At 52.9% G+C, this 14,441-nt stretch carries 15 protein-coding genes; 5 read left to right on the top strand and 10 right to left on the bottom strand.

The features are described from left to right. Positions 1–9 precede the first annotated feature (9 nt). Genes fliI through fliF form a run of 4 tightly spaced genes read right to left on the bottom strand, consistent with a single transcriptional unit; the run spans position 10 to position 4,753 of the window. The gene (gene fliI, locus ACU8YC_RS04240) at positions 10–1,380 is read right to left on the bottom strand and encodes a flagellar protein export ATPase FliI (RefSeq protein WP_047410431.1); all 1,371 of its coding nucleotides are present in this window, start codon (positions 1,378–1,380) and stop codon (positions 10–12) included. Beyond that, positions 1,380–2,087 (bottom strand): flagellar assembly protein FliH, encoded by a 708-nt coding sequence (fliH, locus tag ACU8YC_RS04235; protein ID WP_446895027.1) that lies wholly within the window; start codon positions 2,085–2,087, stop codon positions 1,380–1,382. Before fliH ends, fliI begins: the two co-directional genes overlap by 1 nt. Then, on the bottom strand, positions 2,080–3,078 hold the full coding sequence (gene fliG, locus ACU8YC_RS04230; protein ID WP_003030443.1) for a flagellar motor switch protein FliG: 999 nt from the start codon (positions 3,076–3,078) through the stop codon (positions 2,080–2,082). The genes fliH and fliG overlap by 8 nt, the downstream gene beginning before the upstream one ends. After that, a complete protein-coding gene (fliF, locus tag ACU8YC_RS04225) occupies positions 3,071–4,753 on the bottom strand; it encodes a flagellar basal-body MS-ring/collar protein FliF (RefSeq protein ID WP_210904642.1) in 1,683 nt (560 codons plus the stop codon). Before fliF ends, fliG begins: the two co-directional genes overlap by 8 nt. A gap of 216 nt (positions 4,754–4,969) precedes the next feature. On the opposite strand from fliF, the gene fliE reads away from it, so the two are divergent. Continuing rightward, complete coding sequence (gene fliE, locus ACU8YC_RS04220; protein WP_071696982.1) at positions 4,970–5,284, top strand: flagellar hook-basal body complex protein FliE; 315 nt, start codon at positions 4,970–4,972, stop codon at positions 5,282–5,284. A gap of 55 nt (positions 5,285–5,339) precedes the next feature. Here fliE and yedF read toward each other — a convergent pair whose 3' ends face one another. Both yedF and yedE read right to left on the bottom strand, forming a co-directional pair. After that, positions 5,340–5,573, bottom strand: a complete 234-nt coding sequence (gene yedF, locus ACU8YC_RS04215) for a sulfurtransferase-like selenium metabolism protein YedF (RefSeq protein ID WP_000790504.1) — start codon at positions 5,571–5,573, stop codon at positions 5,340–5,342. Then, positions 5,570–6,796 carry a selenium metabolism membrane protein YedE/FdhT gene (gene yedE, locus ACU8YC_RS04210; protein ID WP_373276874.1) on the bottom strand — a complete coding sequence of 409 codons (1,227 nt, stop codon included), beginning with the start codon at positions 6,794–6,796 and terminating at the stop codon, positions 5,570–5,572. The genes yedF and yedE overlap by 4 nt, the downstream gene beginning before the upstream one ends. A gap of 164 nt (positions 6,797–6,960) precedes the next feature. Here yedE and yedD point away from each other — a divergent pair, with 164 nt between their 5' ends. After that, positions 6,961–7,374, top strand: coding sequence for a lipoprotein YedD (gene yedD, locus ACU8YC_RS04205; RefSeq protein WP_151218908.1), 414 nt, complete (start codon positions 6,961–6,963; stop codon positions 7,372–7,374). A gap of 40 nt (positions 7,375–7,414) precedes the next feature. On the opposite strand, the gene amyA is transcribed toward yedD, so the two are convergent. The 4 genes from amyA to fliD form a co-directional block, all read right to left on the bottom strand. Further along, positions 7,415–8,902 carry an alpha-amylase gene (gene amyA, locus ACU8YC_RS04200; RefSeq protein ID WP_286544568.1) on the bottom strand — a complete coding sequence of 496 codons (1,488 nt, stop codon included), beginning with the start codon at positions 8,900–8,902 and terminating at the stop codon, positions 7,415–7,417. Between the two features lie 68 nt (positions 8,903–8,970). After that, positions 8,971–9,342, bottom strand: coding sequence for a flagella biosynthesis regulatory protein FliT (gene fliT / locus ACU8YC_RS04195; protein WP_151218906.1), 372 nt, complete (start codon positions 9,340–9,342; stop codon positions 8,971–8,973). Further along, positions 9,342–9,749: a flagellar export chaperone FliS gene (gene fliS / locus ACU8YC_RS04190; RefSeq protein WP_086503972.1), complete on the bottom strand. Its 408-nt coding sequence runs from the start codon at positions 9,747–9,749 to the stop codon at positions 9,342–9,344. Before fliS ends, fliT begins: the two co-directional genes overlap by 1 nt. Before the next feature lie 15 nt (positions 9,750–9,764). Further along, complete coding sequence (fliD, locus tag ACU8YC_RS04185) at positions 9,765–11,171, bottom strand: flagellar filament capping protein FliD (RefSeq protein WP_210905231.1); 1,407 nt, start codon at positions 11,169–11,171, stop codon at positions 9,765–9,767. A gap of 255 nt (positions 11,172–11,426) precedes the next feature. On the opposite strand from fliD, the gene ACU8YC_RS04180 reads away from it, so the two are divergent. From ACU8YC_RS04180 to fliZ, 3 genes are all read left to right on the top strand, one after another. Continuing rightward, positions 11,427–12,941: a flagellin N-terminal helical domain-containing protein gene (locus tag ACU8YC_RS04180; protein WP_210905230.1), complete on the top strand. Its 1,515-nt coding sequence runs from the start codon at positions 11,427–11,429 to the stop codon at positions 12,939–12,941. Between the two features lie 162 nt (positions 12,942–13,103). Further along, positions 13,104–13,823 carry an RNA polymerase sigma factor FliA gene (fliA, locus tag ACU8YC_RS04175; RefSeq protein ID WP_016153479.1) on the top strand — a complete coding sequence of 240 codons (720 nt, stop codon included), beginning with the start codon at positions 13,104–13,106 and terminating at the stop codon, positions 13,821–13,823. 57 nt (positions 13,824–13,880) lie between these two features. Beyond that, positions 13,881–14,432 carry a flagella biosynthesis regulatory protein FliZ gene (gene fliZ, locus ACU8YC_RS04170; protein ID WP_446895026.1) on the top strand — a complete coding sequence of 184 codons (552 nt, stop codon included), beginning with the start codon at positions 13,881–13,883 and terminating at the stop codon, positions 14,430–14,432. Positions 14,433–14,441 lie beyond the last annotated feature (9 nt).

The following is a 14,441-nucleotide window of genomic DNA, read 5'->3' as shown; positions in this document are numbered from 1 at the left end:
CCTGCTTAATCACACACCAGGGAAAATCAGTTCTAAAGCCTGCAGAGAATCTTCCCAGTCAGCTCTTTCAAAAATACCTTGCTGTAAGAATGCTTCCAGTTGTGGCCATAAGGCGATGGCTTTATCCAACATCGGATCGCTGCCTTTGGCATACGCGCCCACGCTGACCAGATCGCGGTTGCGTTGGAAGCTGGATAACAGCTGTTTAAAGTTACGCACCCGCGCATAGTGTTGTTCACTAATGAGCGCGGTCATTGCGCGACTAATAGAAGCCTCAATATCAATAGCCGGATAGTGGCCCGCCTCAGCCAGATGACGGGACAAGACGATGTGGCCGTCCAGAATCGCGCGCGCGGAATCGGCAATCGGATCCTGCTGGTCGTCGCCTTCAGTCAGTACCGTATAAAATGCGGTGACTGAGCCGCCGCCGTGAATGCCGTTCCCGGCACGTTCGACCAGCGCCGGTAATTTAGCGAATACCGAGGGTGGATAACCTTTCGTTGCCGGTGGTTCGCCGATCGCCAACGCGATCTCACGTTGCGCCATCGCATAACGGGTGAGGGAATCCATAATCAGCAATACGTGCTGTCCGCGATCGCGAAAATCTTCGGCGATACGCGTGGCATAAGCCGCGCCTTGCATACGTAACAGCGGCGAAACGTCTGCCGGAGCGGCAATCACCACCGAGCGTGCGCGACCGTCAGCGCCGAGAATATTTTCAATAAAATCTTTAACTTCGCGACCGCGCTCGCCAATCAGACCGACGACGATAACATCGGCCTGGGTATAGCGCGCCATCATGCCGAGCAGGACGCTTTTACCGACGCCGGAACCTGCGAAAAGACCCATACGTTGACCGCGTCCGACGGTTAACAATGCGTTGATAGGGCGTACGCCAGTATCCAGAACGTGTTCAATCGCGGTGCGTTGCAGGGGGTTAAACGGCGGTGTAATCAATGCCCCCGTTTCGGTGGTGTCCGGGGCGGGCAGGCCGTCGAGTGGTTTTCCGCTGCCGTCAAGCACACGCCCGAGCAGAGCAGGGCCAAGCGGTAATTGCTTCCCGCTTTGCAGACCTTCTCCGGCAATGTTCTTTGCATACACGCGTGCGCCAGGCAGAACGCCTTCGACCTCTTCGAGCGGCATCAGAAACAGACGTTGGCCGTTAAAGCCCACGACTTCACTTTCGACTTCCTGTGTTTCGTTGCCGTCCTGACGTTCAATGACGCAGGTGGCGCCCAGCGGCAACTGTAGACCTGTGGCTTCCAGTACCAGCCCGGTGGCACGAGTCAGGCGACCATAACGGCGTACCGCAGGCAGCAGCGACATTTTCTCTTCGAAGTTGTCCAGCGTATTGAGCCAGCGAGTCAGGCGTGTGGTCATTACACGACTCCTGGCGCTGCCAGACGGCAGAGTTCTTGCCAGCGCGTGGCGACGCTGGCATCCAGGTCGCCCTCGTCGGCGGAGACTTTACAGCCGCCGTGATGCAGCGTCGGGTCGCCGCGAAGTCGCCAGCCGTGCAGACTGAGTGTGGCACCGAGCATTTCTTCCACACGCTGGAGATCGTCGGGATGTACGCGTAGCTGCGGCTTACCGCTAAACAGCGGTTCCTGTTGCAACAGCTGTTGGATTTGCTTAATCAGCGCAGTGTTGTCCACGATTGGCGTCTGACCAATAACCTGACGCGCCGCTTCCAGCGCCATTTGCATCAGGCGTGAGGCAATGACGCTGTCCAGCGCATCCAGGGTATTCTGAAACTCGCTCACCAACTGCTGCATGCGGGCATGGATGGGGGCATGCTGCGCGCGTGCCTGGGCCTGGCCTTGTTCCAGCCCCTGACTCAGCCCCTCCTGATAACCTTGTTCGTGACCCTTTTGGCGACCTTCTGCCAAACCCGCGTTATAACCTTGCTCATGGGCTTGCATTTGCAACTGTGCGAGCTGCTGTTCAAGCTGTTGCTCAGGGGAAAGCTCTGGCTCTTCTGTCTCTTCTGACAGCGGCGTTTCGCTGTGGTCGGCCAGTACGAACTCCGCCATCGGTGGGGCGAGGTCGTCCGGGGTCCAGACTTTCCACGGCAATTCGTTAGACATAGGTATCCTCGCCGCTGCCTATCACCATCTCGCCGGTTTCTGCCAGACGACGCACAATAAGCAGGATTGCTTTCTGTTCGTTTTCCACCTGCGACAAACGCACCGGACCGCGGTTGGCGAGATCGTCGCGCAGAATATCGGCAGCACGTTGCGACATGTTGCGCAGGAACTTCTCGCGTAGCGGCTGTTCGGCACCTTTCAGAGCAATCAGCAGTGATTCGGAATCCACTTCCTGCAGCAGGCGCTGAATACTGCGATCGTCGACGTCCACCAGGTTCTCGAACAGGAACATCTCGTCGATAATTTTCTGCGCCAGTTCGCCGTCGAATTCGCGTACGGCGGTAATAACCGCTTCTTCTTGCTGAGTTTTCATCAGGTTGATAATTTCTGCCGCCGTTCTCACGCCGCCCATTTTGCTGCGTTTGAGATTCTGGCCATCGAGCAGGCCGTTTAGTACCTCGGTCAGTTCTGCCAGCGCGGCAGGCTGGACGCCGCCGAAAGTAGCGATACGCAGCATCACGTCGTGACGTAAACGTTCGTCGAACAGCGCCAGAATATCAGCCGCCTGGCCCCGCTTGAGGTGTACCAGAATGGTGGCGATAATCTGCGGATGCTCGTCGCGGATAAGGTCGGCGGCGCTTTGCGGCTCCATAAAGTTGAGCGTTTCAATACCGCTGGTGGTATCGCGGGTTTCCAGAATGTCTTCCAGCAGGCTGGAGGCGCGTTCTTCGCCCAACGCTTTCACCAGTACGGAGCGCAGATATTCGTTAGCGTTGATATTGAGCGCGGCAAACTGCTCGGCTTCTTGTTCAAACTCGGCCAGTACTTCCGTCAACTGCTTGTTGGAGATCTGGCGTACGTTCGCCATCGCTGTACTGAGCGCCTGAACTTCGCGCGTGGAGAGGTGCTTAAACACCTCCGCCGCGCGATCTTCGCCAATGGTCATCAACAGAATGACGCTTTTGTCGGTACCGGTAAGGGCATTACTCATGATCGTTACTCATCCACTGGCGAATGACCAGCGCCACGACGCGCGGATCGTTATCTGACATTTCACGAATACGTTGGCTCATGACTTCTGCGCCCAGACGCTGGTTCGTACGACGTTGCTGGGTCTGCTCGTCTTTGCTGAGGCGAACTTCTACCGCTTCTTCGGTTTCCTGACGGATACGTGTTTGTTCTTGTATCGCTTTCGCTTCTTCGCTGCGACGGACCAACTGTGGGCGAACAGCCTTACGCCACAGGATCCAGGCCACCAACAGAACCAGCAACCAACGGCCAGCGGACATTAACTGGTCGATAAAGGACTGCTGTTTCCAGAACGGAAGTTCGCCAGCTGAGTCATCAGTCGCCGTGAAGGGAGAGTTCACCACGTTCAGGGTGTCACCACGCTTGTCGGAGAAACCCATCGCCTCGCGTGTCAGATCCTCAATCTGCTTCATCTGCTCGGCGGTCAACGGCAGCGGTTTGCCGTCTGGCAAGGTTTTATAGTTGACGACTACTGCCACCGAGAGACGCTGCACATCGCCAACGTTCATTTTGGTGTGGCGAATAGTACGGTCGACTTCATAGTTGCTGGTTTCATTGCGCTGAGTACTGCGCGGGCCCGCATTATTACTGTTATTCGTCGCTTGCGCGTTTTGCGTATTTTGCGCGTTTTGCTGATTCGCCGGTGGGTTGGCGATTGGCGCAGTATTGGCGGGTGCTGGCTGATTAGACAATGCGCCCGGCACGCCGCCTGGTGCTCCACTACCGATCTGCTCACTGACGTTCAACTGACGAGAACGCAGCACGGCCTGAGACTCATCACCGTTTGGACGGTACTGTTCTTCGGTTTGCTCTTTATTGGCAAAATCAAGCTGCGCGGTGACTTGCGCATGAACATTACCGTTGCCGACAATTGGCGACAGAATCGATTCGATACGACGCTGAACGCGGCCCTCGACGTCGCTGGCGTATTTCAGCTGCGCATCGTTAAGGTCGCGGCTGCTGGTGTTCGACTGGGTTAATAAATGCCCCGCCTGGTCGACCAGCGTAACGTTGCCGGGCGGTAACCCTGCAACAGCGCTGGATACCAGATGCGTGACCGCACTGATCTGACCTTCATCCAGTGCACGACCCGGCTCGAGATTGACGGTGACGGAGGCAGAAGGCGCTTTTTGCTCACGTACAAACAGCGACGGTTTTGGCATTGCCAGATGCACGCGGGCGCGTTTTACCGGTCCCAGTGTTTCGATGGTACGGGCTAATTCACCTTCCAGTGCGCGCTGGTAGTTGACCTGCTCGCTAAACTGGCTGATACCAAACTTTTCCTGATCCAGCAGCTCAAAACCCACCGCGCCGCCTTTGGGCAGGCCTTGCTGCGCCAGACGTAAACGCAGTTCATGGACTTTGTCGGCAGGAACTTCAATCGCGCCGCTTCCCTCAGTGAAACGATAGGGAACGTTCATCTGCGTCAGTTGGGTAACAATTGCGCCACCGTCCTGATCGGAAAGATTGCTGAACAGCGTACGGTAGTCAGGCGCTTTGGCCCACAGAACCATCGCCACGATGATAGCGACGGCAGCGGCTCCCGCCACAATCAGAGGAATTCTGGGATTCGCGCGCAGGCGATTTAACCACTCGAGAGGTTTAAGCTGGGTTGCAGTCGATGCTGTCGCACTCATCTCGCACCTCGTGGCTTATCGTGGACGGCGTTTTTTGCAAAGTGGAACAAGACTCACTCCCGGGTCAGCAAACTCGAAAAATTGACGGTCTCATTATTTGCGGTTTCGAATTTTTCTATGCGTTAAAAACCGTGGTTTTTTATCGTTATTTAACGCCTTTATCTTATTGACTAACTGGTAATCTCAACTACGTAAAAAATCATCCAGGGGATCAGAATGTCGGCAATACAGGGGATTGAAGGGGTTATCAGCCAGCTACAGGCTACGGCGATGTCAGCAAAAATGCAGGATATGCAGCCACAACCGACCGTCAGCTTTGCCGGTCAACTGCATGCGGCGTTAGACAGGATCAGCGATGTGCAAACCGCGTCCCGTGTGCAGGCTGAGAAATTTACCCTCGGTGAACCGGGTATTGCGCTGAATGATGTGATGACCGATATGCAAAAAGCGTCAGTTTCAATGCAAATGGGGATTCAGGTGCGTAACAAACTGGTGTCGGCGTATCAGGAAGTGATGTCGATGCAGGTGTAGGTTTAACGTGCAGAGATTGTTTGCCGGATAAGCGCAGCGGCCATCCGGCAACCAGTTACTTCTGAATCAAATAGCGAATCGTTGGGCCATCCTGCTGAATATCCAGCACCGTATAGCCGTGATTGCGCGCATCCAGTGGAATATTGTTGATTGACTGCGGGCAATCGCTTACCACTTCCAGAATTTCACCTTTCTTCAATTGCGGCATCGCTTCCAGCGTGGCAACAGCCGGGTACGGACACGGCTCGCCGACCATATCGAGGCGATAATCAGGCACGATGTTTTTCATACAGACTCCTTGGCAGGCGTCAGCCCTGCGCGACGGAAGAAGCGTTTTTCCCAGCCGATAATCAGCATCAGCGCGGCAAACAACAGCAGATAGGTTACCAGCAGACCGCCGAGCGGACCGAAGGTGTTGAGCAGATTCACTTTGTCCCAGTTGGTGGCAAGCGCGGGAGCAAAATCATCCCAGTAGTAAGCCAGAATGGTCGAGCCAATAACGTTGCCCAGACCAACCCACCAGTAATGTACCTGACCTTCAACGGCGCGGTACATCCAGCCGGTTTCACACCCGCCCGCCAGCACAATACCGAAGCCGAACAGCAAGCCGCCGATCACTGCATTTGGACCCGCCCACATGATTTTAGGCTCGACGCCCAGTTGCACGTAGCTAAAGATACCGATGGCGCTGACCGCCATCCCGAAGATGATCGCTTTTGCCATATGAGTGCGACCGGAAATCCACAGGTCGCGGAAGGCGGAGGTGAAGCAGATTTGCGCCCGTTCAATCAGCAGACCGAACCCAACGCCAAATAGCATCGCCAGACCGAGCTTGGGTTTATCCATCGCAGTCAGTAATGCCCAGCCGATCATGCCGATAAACACCAGCATGCCGAGGCGGAAACGGCGACGGGCCTGCTCCGGTTTTTGGGTTAGCGGAGAAGCGGCGGAAACTTTCTGCATTTTGACCGGAATACGAAACATCGGCAGCAGGGTAAAGCGTGCGCCAAACCAAGAGCCAATTGCCGTTGCCAGCGCGAAAAACCAGGCGTGTAGCGAGAACTGCGGAATGCCGGTGAAGAATGCGGCCAGGTTGCAGCCCATCGCCAGCCGGGCGCCGAATCCGGCGATCATCCCGCCGACAACGGCCTGCATAATGCGCACCCGGCTGCGTGGCATGCGCAATTTGACGTTGTTGGCCCACAGCGCGGCGGCAAAACAGCCCCCGAACATACCGAGGATCATCATGCCGTCAATGCGGGTCAGGGGAGAACCTTCGAGATGAATCAGCTTGTAATATCCCCACTCTTCGGCGTGAACGCCAAACAACTGCAGGATTTGACCACCCCAGCGAGTGAATTCACCGGTAACGGCCCAGAAGGTTCCCGTAATGCCGAAATAATAAGTGGAGAGAATACCCGCTGCGATGACCGCAGGGGCGGGGGCCCAAAATTTAATTAACCAGGCCTGTTTGAAGTGTTGCCATGACATGCGTTTTGCCTCTGAACTCAGAAGGTATGTAACAAGAAGTGTGGATACTACACCGATCAGAATTTTTGACTATGAGTAATAAGAGGTAATACCGCCTGGATCAATCTTTATCAACACCGCTGAAAGGCTGGCGACATCAGGCCTTTAATGCCACAATCCCATTTTCTTCGCATGCAGGATGAATGATGAAAAAATTAGCAATCGTTGGTGTATTTCTGGCGCTAACCGGATGCGCCGAAGTAGAAAATTATAACGACGTGGTGAAGACGCCAGCGCCAGCGGGTCTGGAAGGGTACTGGCAGTCAAAAGGTCCGCAACGCAGCCTGGTGAGTCCGGAAGCGATCGCCAGTCTGGTGGTAACAAAAGAGGGCGATACGCTGGACTGTCGCCAGTGGCAGCGAGTGATCGCGCTGCCGGGCAAGCTAACGATGCTCTCTGGCGATCTCACCAACGTGACGGTGAAACGCGAGCTGTATGAGATTGAGCGTGAAGGCAATACGCTGGAATATGACGGTATGACGCTGCAACGGGTCGATCGCCCAACGCAGGAGTGCGCTGACGCGTTAAAGAAAACGCCGCTGGCTACGCCACTGCCATAAGCCGTACGCCCCGGTAGCCCATGGCCACCGGGGTTGAGTTTTAAATCACTTCTTCAATGACCCACACGCTGACGCTCCCGCCGTTACAATAAAATGTTACTTCGCCGTTATCATCGGTAACCACGCTTTCCTCGCGATTACCCAGATAATCACGCCAGGTTTTATTGCCGTAATTCGCGCCGAGATTGATGGTCTTTTCTCCGTCATCGCCGTTAGACATAACAACCACACAGCCTGGATCGTCGTCCGTTCCGCTGCGACTAAAAGCGATACAGTTAGGATGATCGAAAAAGAGCGTCTGTACCCCATGCGCGAAGCGCTGGCGCGCGAGGATCAGTTCATCAAGCTGTTCAATGATCGGCATATCGATAGGATAGGTTTCGCCATCGCCGCCGGTGTCTTCGTAATGTGCGCCGTAGAGGTCAGGATAGAAGACTGATGGCACGCCGTTTTCGCGCAACAGGATCAGCGCATAAGCCAGTGGCTTAAACCACGGCTCGACGGGGGCTTCCAGCGCCTGCAAGGGTTGGGTGTCGTGGTTGGCAACCAGCGTGACGGCATGAAACGGATCGGCTTCCACCAGGGTGTCGGTGAAAATCTGACTCATGTCGTAATCGCGACCCTGACGGGAGGCTTCGTGGAATTTCATCTGCAAAGGGGCGTCGAACAGCATGGTTTTTCCCTCCACCTGATTGATGTAGGTTTGTAGCTTATCGACTTCGTGGGACCAGTATTCGGCGACGATAAACAGCGGCTTGGGTGCCACCTCCTGCACGTGCTCAATCCACTCTTTATAAAACCATGCCGGGATGTGTTTCACGGCATCTAAGCGAAAGCCGTCGCACTGGGTTTGTTCCATTACCCAGCGTGCCCAATATTTGATCTCCTCGGTCACGGCGTGATTACGGAAATCGATGTTTTCGCCCATCAGGTAATCAAAGTTACCCAATTCATCATCAACCTGATCGTTCCAGCCTTCGCCGGTGTAATCGTTAACGATTTTAAAAATACCGTCTTCGGTTGGGTTCTCGATATGGTCAATGCCGCTGAAGCATTTAAAGTCCCAAATGAATTGCGAGTACTGGCCTGCGCGGGCAGGGAAGGTGTAGCGCGTCCAGCCTTCGCATTCAACGATCTCATCGTCTATTTGTGTGCGATCGTCGGCGTTAACCCGTTGGACGCGGATATTCTCTTTCTCATCCGCGCCCATTTTGTGGTTAACCACTACGTCCAGCAGGACGGCAATATCATTGTGTTTCAGCGCGTCTATCGCTGCCAGCAGTTGATTCTTATCGCCGTATTTGGTGGCGACGGTTCCCTTTTGGTCAAACTCACCCAGATCAAACAGATCATAAGAGTCGTAACCCACCGAATAACCGCCAGAAGCGCCTTTATAAGCGGGGGGCAACCATACCATATTGATGCCGATGTCATTGAGCCCGCCTGCGCGTTCGGCAAGCTCGGGCCACAGTTGACCGCCATCGGGGTAATACCAGTGAAAAAACTGCAATAACGTGGGATTTTTCATCTTCCGTGCTCCAGAAGTCGTTTGGCCGACCTCTGGAGTATGGAAGATTATTCAGACGAGACGGGAAATTATTGTGGGGTAGTGGGGGCGTCGGGGACTAACAGCATGCCGGAAAGACGGCCATAGGCGTTATTTAGCGTCTTCTGGCGGGTCGATTGACCGATGAGATTGCTGAGCTCATCCAGGCGCTGCTGCAACAATGTTTTGAGTAACTGTTCGTTATCCAGCGTCTGTTTAATGTACCCGGCGGCTAAATCCTGAATACTTCGCGTAATGCCTGGTGGAGTTTGCTCTTCCATGACCACTTCAATACTTTGCAGATAGGTAACTTCCTGTTCCAGTAAAAGGTCCCATTCACCGCGCTGCGCCAGTTCCAGCAGTGAGTGACTGAGCAGCGCGATGCGCTGCCAACGGTTGATAAACTCCACGGCTGAGGTCATTAACGAGACTCCTGGGACGTCGCTTTCGGTGAGATCTGTTTCCAGGCTTCCGCAATGTTGCCGAGCAACCCTTCGACTTCTTCAATAGCCTGACAATCATTACGCAAGTTAGCTTGCAGTAAACGGCGGATCATATAGTCGTACAGTGAGGACAGGTTGGTGGCGATTTCGCCGCCATTCTCTTGATCCAGCCCCGCTTTCAGACCATTGTCGATAATGTTAATGGCTTTACTTAGAGCCTCGCCTTTAGCGACGATATCGCCCTGTTGCATAAACAGGCGAGCGCGCACCAGGGCACTGTTCGCGCCATCAAACAACATTTCGATCAACTGATGCGGACTGGCGCTCATCACGCCACTCTCTATGCTGACTTGTGCATAGGCTTTGGTACCGCTCGCGGTATACATGCTTACCTCGTGTTATCAGGAATTGCTCATGGCTGAAAATTGTTGACCCAGATAAGTACTGGTGCTGTTCAGCTTGCTCATCATGCTATCAAGCTGAGTAAACTGTGCTTTATAGCGCGCGACGGTATCGTCGATACTATTGCTGACGGCCAGATATTGTTTGGTCAGTTTTTTTAGTGTGGCGTTAATATTGTCCTGGGCTACGTCAATAATGCCGTCATCGGCAAGGTAACCTTTTACTTCAGTGGCAATTTTTGTGGTAATCCCGGTTTCTTTGCCATCACCAACCAGCAACTGACGTGTAGCCGCGGTATTATCTTCCAGTGCTTTTTTCAGCTTGGTGTCATCAATTTTCAGTTTGCCGGACGTTCCGTCTGTGGTAATCCCGATTTCGCCTAACGTTTTAAATGCACCGTCGCCAGCACCGTTGGAAAATTGGGCGCGGATCCCTGTCTGGATAGTACGTACTGCGCTGTCACCGAGCAGAGCACCGTTATTGGTGTCCTGAGTTTCGGCCCCTGGATCTACTTCGGTGTATTTGGTCAGCGTTGAGAAGGTATCCAGCAGCGAGTTGTAGGCATCAACCCACCCTTTGATCGCTTCCGTTGCTTTATCATTGCTCTTGGTGACGGTGAGGCGCGCGTCGGTGACCACTTTGGTCAGATTCAGCGTTACGCCCTGCGGAGCATCGGTAATGGTGTTGCTTGGGCGTTCAATATCAATACCATTAACCTTTAACAACGCATTTTTGGCTTCCACCAGCTGTTTCATATTTCCGCTGCCAGCGGTGCTGTCGTAGGCCAGTAAATCATTGAGCTTACTGTCGCCGCTAACCGAAATGGTCATCTTATTATCGACACCGCTGTCGGCCGTTAATACCAGCTGATAATCATTTTCCTTAACTTTCACGATACTGGCGGAAATACCGCTGTCAGCGTCGTTAATGGCATCTCTAATTCCTTCAAGTGACGTCTGGTTTTTGCCTAACTTAATTTCCAGAGGTTCTTTACGACCTTTTTGCTCGATTTTAATCGTGCGGGTGTCAGAGGAAGTGTCACCTAACGCCTCTTTCACTGAACTGATACCGCTTTTCGTCGTTAATGATTGCGCCTGCGCCAGTTGCGTCACGCTAATCATATAGGTTCCAGCCGCTGCGCCGGCAGAGGTCGATGCCGTAAGATCTTCTGTACTGCTGGTGACGGTGGTGCTTTTAAACAGATCAGCGCTATTTAATGTGGTATTTGCCGTCTGGAATTTTTCCAGCGCGCTTTTTAGCGTCCCGTAGGCCGTCAGTCTCGCAGTGTTTGAACTCTGCTGCTGAGTAATTGGAGTTAAACGTTTTTTTTCAGCAGTCGTCAGATTTGTCAGCAATGTATCCAGCGGTAAGTTTGAGCCGACGCCCAATGATGTAAATGAAGGCATGCCTAATTCCTTGTGATTGCAAACAGTAGTTAAGCGGGTTATCGGCAATCTGCGCGCAAAGTTTAATGATAGTTTTGCAAAAATAATGCGCAGAATAATGGCATATAAAGAGGGTATTTCAGGGGCTAAGAAAAAAGAGGGCGGAAAGTAAAAATTTTCTAAAGTTCGAAATTAACGTGCCGATACATGGGTTACGGTGAGAAACCGTGGGCAACAGCCCAATAACATCAAGTTGTAATTGATAAGGAAAAGATCATGGCACAAGTCATCAATACAAACAGCCTGTCGCTGTTGACCCAAAACAACCTGAACAAATCTCAGTCTACTCTGAGCTCCGCTATCGAGCGTCTGTCCTCTGGTCTGCGTATCAACAGCGCGAAAGACGATGCTGCTGGTCAGGCGATCGCTAACCGCTTTACCGCAAACATCAAAGGTCTGACTCAGGCTTCCCGTAACGCCAACGACGGTATCTCCATCGCGCAGACTACTGAAGGTGCGCTGAACGAAATCAACAACAACCTGCAGCGTGTACGTGAACTGACTGTTCAGGCAACTAACGGCTCCAACTCCGATAGCGACCTGACTTCCATCCAGAACGAAATCACTCAGCGTCTGGGCGAAATTGACCGCGTATCCGGTCAGACTCAGTTCAACGGCGTGAAAGTGCTGGCTCAGGACAACACCCTGAAAATTCAGGTTGGCGCTAACGACGGCGAAACTATCTCCATCGACCTGAAAAAAATCGATACTCAGAGCCTGGGTGTATCTGATTTCCGCGTGAACGGTGCGCAGAAAGCCACTGCCAGCGATCTGATCTCCAAGTTTGGTGCGACTGGTACTGATAACTACAGTGCTTCCGTAAGTGTTGGTGGTGCGGCTGCCGCGGTAGTCAATACTGTTACTGTTGATGTTAAAACTCAGGGTGTACAGGTTGGCGGCAAAGACATGTATGTTAGTGCCAAAGATGGTGGCTTAACAGATAGTGCGACTCAGGCGAATACAGCTTCTACTATTTATACGACCACTGACACACAAAACAGTAGCGCCGTGAGCATGGCAAAATTAGGTGCTAATGCTAAAGCTGGTGATAAATTCACTTATGATGGTATGGAATTTACAGCTAAGGCTGATGCTGACGCATTTGGTAATGGTACCTACAGTGCTAAAGTTGATGGCAAAACGGTTACCTTTACTGTTGCTGCTGAGGATGCAACGGGTACTAAGGCCACTGTTAAGACTGACGTAGCGCTGTATGCTTCTCAAAACGGAACATTGACGACTAGCGCAACAACCGCAAACAAAGCCGCTACGGTTACTGATTTGCAAAATGCTAACGCAACCAAAACTGGCAGCACGCTGAAAGCGAGTGGTGCAACTTATAACGTTGATATTGATGGTAACGTGACCACTGGCGCTAAAACCATGTATGTTACTACCGATAAAAACGGTAGCCCTAAACTGGTTAACGAAGACGTTGCTAAAGCAAGCACCAGCACTGCAGATCCGCTGGCTGTACTTGATAAAGCTCTGGCACAGGTTGATGCACTGCGTTCTGACCTCGGTGCGGTGCAGAACCGTTTCGATTCTACCATCACCAACCTGGGTAACACCGTTAACAACCTGACTTCTGCTCGTAGCCGTATCGAAGATGCCGACTACGCGACCGAAGTGTCCAACATGTCTAAAGCACAGATCCTGCAGCAGGCAGGTACCTCTGTACTGGCACAGGCCAACCAGGTTCCGCAGAACGTTCTGTCTCTGCTGCGTTAATTTACGCTTATCGCGCAAACCCCGCTCCGGCGGGGTTTTTTACATTCGGCTTTACCCGTAACCCCTAAATAACCCCCCATTTCACCCACTATTCACCCGATTAAAACCCCTGCAGAAACGGATAATCATGCCGATAACTCATTTAACGCAGGGCTGTTTATCGTGAATTCACTGTATACCGCTGAAGGTGTAATGGATAAACACTCGCTGTGGCAGCGTTATGTACCGTTGGTGCGTCACGAAGCATTGCGCCTTCAGGTGCGTTTGCCGGCGAGCGTAGAACTGGATGACCTGCTACAAGCGGGCGGCATCGGGTTATTGAATGCCGTGGACCGATATGACGCTTTGCAAGGAACGGCATTTACCACTTACGCAGTGCAGCGTATTCGTGGAGCGATGCTGGACGAACTACGTAGCCGGGATTGGGTGCCGCGTAGCGTTCGGCGCAATGCTCGCGAAGTGGCCCAGGCGATGGGACAACTGGAGCAGGAATTAGGGCGTAACGCGACGGAAACCGAGGTGGCGGAGCGTCTGGCTATTCCTGTGCAAGAGTATCGTCAGATGTTGCTTGATACCAATAACAGCCAACTCTTCTCCTACGACGAGTGGCGGGAAGAGCATGGCGATAGTATTGAGCTGGTGACGGAAGAACATCAGCAGGAAAACCCGTTACAGCAGCTTCTTGAGGGTAACCTCCGCCAGCGCGTGATGGACGCGATCGAGGCGTTGCCGGAGCGCGAAAAGCTGGTGTTAACGCTGTACTACCAGGAAGAGCTGAATCTGAAAGAGATTGGCGCGGTACTGGAAGTCGGGGAGTCACGGGTCAGCCAGTTGCACAGTCAGGCCATCAAACGTCTACGCACCAAGCTGGGTAAGCTATAGGGGTACATCATTACCCCTGAACAATGCCGCATTACGAATTGACTACCAGGAGTTCTCATGACGGTGCAGCAATCAAAAAGACGGCCTCTAAGCCGCTATCTCAAAGATTTCAAACACAGCCAGACGCATTGCGCCCATTGCCTCAAGTTGCTCGACCGGATCACGCTGGTTCGCCGCGGGAAAATTGTCAATAAAATCGCCATCGCTCGCCTGGACACGTTGCTGAACGAAGCCGAGTGGGAACAGGAGAAAAAAGAGTGGGTGGCGCTATGTCGTTTTTGCGGTGATTTACACTGCAAGAAGCAGAGCGACTTTTTTGACATTATCGGTTTCAAACAATTTTTATTTGAGCAGACTGAAATGAGCCACGGTACAGTCCGCGAATACGTTGTCCGCCTGCGCCGCCTCGGGAATCATCTCACCGAACAAAACATCTCTCATGACCTGCTGCAGGAAGGCTTCCTCGACGAAAACCTTGCCCCGTGGCTGCCGGAAACCAGCACCAACAATTACCGTATCGCCTTACGTAAGTATGAGCAGTTCAAAGCCCATACCCATATGGGACATATGCAGAAATCCTCCTGGACAGCCAGTTCTGATATATATTAAAAACGAATA

It is taken from the genome of Citrobacter sp. VF227 (assembly GCF_052950715.1).
The sequence above is the reverse complement of the archived record's forward strand: the minus strand, read 5'-3'. Positions and strand labels throughout refer to the sequence as shown.

Excerpts from the sequence above, each read along its gene's own strand:
- fliI (WP_047410431.1), bottom strand. The coding sequence starts at position 1,380 with ATGACCACACGCCTGACTCGCTGGCTCAATACGCTGGACAACTTCGAA.
- fliH (WP_446895027.1), bottom strand. The coding sequence starts at position 2,087 with ATGTCTAACGAATTGCCGTGGAAAGTCTGGACCCCGGACGACCTCGCC.
- fliG (WP_003030443.1), bottom strand. The coding sequence starts at position 3,078 with ATGAGTAATGCCCTTACCGGTACCGACAAAAGCGTCATTCTGTTGATG.
- fliF (WP_210904642.1), bottom strand. The coding sequence starts at position 4,753 with ATGAGTGCGACAGCATCGACTGCAACCCAGCTTAAACCTCTCGAGTGG.
- fliE (WP_071696982.1), top strand. The coding sequence starts at position 4,970 with ATGTCGGCAATACAGGGGATTGAAGGGGTTATCAGCCAGCTACAGGCT.
- yedF (WP_000790504.1), bottom strand. The coding sequence starts at position 5,573 with ATGAAAAACATCGTGCCTGATTATCGCCTCGATATGGTCGGCGAGCCG.
- yedD (WP_151218908.1), top strand. The coding sequence starts at position 6,961 with ATGAAAAAATTAGCAATCGTTGGTGTATTTCTGGCGCTAACCGGATGC.
- amyA (WP_286544568.1), bottom strand. The coding sequence starts at position 8,902 with ATGAAAAATCCCACGTTATTGCAGTTTTTTCACTGGTATTACCCCGAT.
- fliT (WP_151218906.1), bottom strand. The coding sequence starts at position 9,342 with ATGACCTCAGCCGTGGAGTTTATCAACCGTTGGCAGCGCATCGCGCTG.
- fliS (WP_086503972.1), bottom strand. The coding sequence starts at position 9,749 with ATGTATACCGCGAGCGGTACCAAAGCCTATGCACAAGTCAGCATAGAG.
- fliD (WP_210905231.1), bottom strand. The coding sequence starts at position 11,171 with ATGCCTTCATTTACATCATTGGGCGTCGGCTCAAACTTACCGCTGGAT.
- ACU8YC_RS04180 (WP_210905230.1), top strand. The coding sequence starts at position 11,427 with ATGGCACAAGTCATCAATACAAACAGCCTGTCGCTGTTGACCCAAAAC.
- fliZ (WP_446895026.1), top strand. The coding sequence starts at position 13,881 with ATGACGGTGCAGCAATCAAAAAGACGGCCTCTAAGCCGCTATCTCAAA.